This window comes from Fusibacter sp. (genome assembly GCF_057447755.1).
Genome location: NZ_JBVBZF010000448.1, coordinates 1 through 2265, shown reverse-complemented (window position 1 = coordinate 2265; position 2265 = coordinate 1). Strand labels below are relative to the sequence as shown.

4 protein-coding genes and 1 pseudogene are annotated in these 2265 nt (G+C 35.9%); 2 read left to right on the top strand and 3 right to left on the bottom strand.

Features of this window, described 5'->3' with window-relative positions; all coding sequences use genetic code 11:
* Both AC220I_RS21505 and AC220I_RS21500 read left to right on the top strand, forming a co-directional pair.
* Window positions 1-412, top strand: a 412-nt coding sequence (locus AC220I_RS21505; RefSeq protein WP_486725920.1) for a MarR family winged helix-turn-helix transcriptional regulator, incomplete at its 5' end; no start/stop codon positions are given.
* Window position 413: 1 nt separating this feature from the next.
* A complete protein-coding gene (locus AC220I_RS21500; protein WP_486725919.1) occupies window positions 414-818 on the top strand; it encodes an FMN-binding protein in 405 nt (134 codons plus the stop codon).
* A gap of 113 nt (window positions 819-931) precedes the next feature.
* On the opposite strand, the gene AC220I_RS21495 is transcribed toward AC220I_RS21500, so the two are convergent.
* From AC220I_RS21495 to AC220I_RS21485, 3 genes and pseudogenes are all read right to left on the bottom strand, one after another.
* Window positions 932-1129: a hypothetical protein gene (locus AC220I_RS21495; RefSeq protein ID WP_486725918.1), complete on the bottom strand. Its 198-nt coding sequence runs from the start codon at window positions 1127-1129 to the stop codon at window positions 932-934.
* Window positions 1130-1141: 12 nt separating this feature from the next.
* Entirely contained in the window at window positions 1142-2032 is an 891-nt protein-coding gene (locus tag AC220I_RS21490; RefSeq protein WP_486725917.1) for a hypothetical protein, read from the bottom strand.
* 34 nt (window positions 2033-2066) lie between these two features.
* Window positions 2067-2265: pseudogene (locus AC220I_RS21485) on the bottom strand (hypothetical protein); the annotation flags it as partial.

Sequence of the window (2265 nt, the reverse complement as noted above, 5' to 3'; positions counted from 1 at the left end):
TATATTTGCTACGACATTTCTGATGGCCAATCGACTTCAAATGGTCATGGACCAACAGATTCAGGACATAACATGCAAGCAGTGGTTTGTTTTGACAGTGCTTGAGACCTTTGAACAGGCTCCAACTTTAAAGGACTTGTCGAAGGCATGTGATTCTTCACATCAAAATACCAAGCAGATTGTTGCAAAACTTGAAGCAAAGGGCTATGTCCGTATTGAAAAGGATCTGACTGATGGTAGAGCACTCCGTTTGTATAAGACTGAAAAAAGCAGTAAGTGGCGTATGGATAATAGAGATAAGGCTGCTGCATTTGTTGATGCAATGTTTTCAAAGCTATCAGACCACGAGATTAAAATGATGTTTAAGGTGCAACAATGTCTATATCAAACTTTGGGAGAAATGGAGATATAAAATGAAAACTGGGAAAAAAATTGTATTGTCAATTGTTGTGATTATTTTAGTTATGATTGTCATAGGCGCGGTCCAATTTAGCAACTACATAAAAGAAGGCAGTGCCAAGTTAGAAGCCATCGTATTTGAAGGTGTGGATTTAAGTGAAGTAGAAAATGGCGTTTACGAAGGTGATTATGATACCGGTATCATTTATGCTAAAGTAAAAGCGACTGTTAACTCCGGTAAGATCGAAAGTCTGGAGCTACTTGAGCATAAAAATGGCAAGGGTGGACCAGCAGAAGTCGTCGTGGATCAGATTGTGAAGCAACAAATGGTAGAGGTAGACGATATCAGCGGTGCTACGGGATCAAGCCGTGTGATTAAAAAGGCGGTTGAGGCAGCACTTAAAAAAGGCATCCAATAAAAGGATCACAATGCCAATTGCTTATGTAAAAAAGTTGGTCTCTGAAATTATTGAGACCAACTTTTTAATTGTTCATTTTTAGTTCTTAGGCCCTGAATTCATGCAAGAGCACTTTATTTTTTAAGGGCATCCAGCTTATGCCAAATGATAGTGGTAGATATCACCACTGTAGTGGTCAGTAGGGAAATTGAAGTGGTTAAGATGCCAGTATCGTCAAAGCCAGCCCCTACAAAAGTAGCGTAGTTCACTGAAAAAAACTCTACACCTAAAAAACACAATATGCCTAAGACTAAATATCCAATGAATTTCATTTATAACATCTCCTAATTTGAGGTATAGGCTTCACCAGCGCTTGAAATATGGCTTGAAAATGATATACCGCCAGATGGGCCACCCGCAGAAATAGCGAATGATGGTGAAGTAGACAAGGTATTATAACCATATGAAGCAAGCGCTGCAATATCAGGTACATTTGTATTCGACTTTAAGTTGATGATTATTGAACCACTATGTACATATAATGCATGATTAAAATCTTGACCAACTGAATCTTTATATTTATAAAATTTAATGCCGAGGCCATATAGGTTTCCATCATTTACAGGTGAGTGTGTATAGGTTTTACTTTCACCATAACTGTTGGTATATCTAACAGATCCAGTTTTTGATGTAATGGTTAAAGGTGATGACCAAGTGACTGCAAAGACATCTAAGAACCAATTGGATTGGATCCCTTCACAATTAAAATCTGCAATTACTTTTACAGTAGTGCCACTTGATGTGTAAGAAATATTTCTAAGGCCAATATTTACATCTACACTTGTTGCGGCGAGCATCATCATTTCTTCGCTGCCATCAAAAGCTTTGATTGCAGCTATTTGTGAGGGGTTGTAACCAACATTTTTTAATTGATCTGTATTCCACTCTTTAAGTTTATAGATTTTAGCCTTGTAATTTTCAATAAGGTCTTTTTTAGTCACTTTTTGATGTGAAGCAGGATTAGTGAAGTTACCATTTTGGAGTGTGTTAATTTCTGTTGAGCCGCTTACACTTAGAACTTCATTTATTTTATTTAATTGATTTTCATTGAGATTTTTTAAAATTTCATATTCATTAATGTGTAGGTTTGTAGTGTGATTTTCTGCAGCGAAATTGAGAATCCCAATATTAAAGATCATAGACATTGTAAGTATTAAGATTAGATATTTTTTCATTTTTATATCTCCTTCAGTATTATAAATAATATGTTTAGTATACTCTTGTGCCACTTGTGTAGATGGTTTGTTCAATAAATGAACCATTGTTATAAACAGAAGCATAAGCAGTCATTCGATATTGATATCCACTTGCAACGTAATAACTTTTACCGAGACTACAGTAACTATTATTATTGGTTTCTGTCCAGGTTTTAATTGTCGTCCAACTTCCATTCACATATCGTTGGAGG

What these genes read in the sequence shown, in the direction of transcription:
- AC220I_RS21500 (WP_486725919.1), top strand. Translation starts at nt 414, where the DNA reads ATGAAAACTGGGAAAAAAATTGTATTGTCAATTGTTGTGATTATTTTA.
- AC220I_RS21490 (WP_486725917.1), bottom strand. Translation starts at nt 2,032, where the DNA reads ATGAAAAAATATCTAATCTTAATACTTACAATGTCTATGATCTTTAAT.
- AC220I_RS21495 (WP_486725918.1), bottom strand. Translation starts at nt 1,129, where the DNA reads ATGAAATTCATTGGATATTTAGTCTTAGGCATATTGTGTTTTTTAGGT.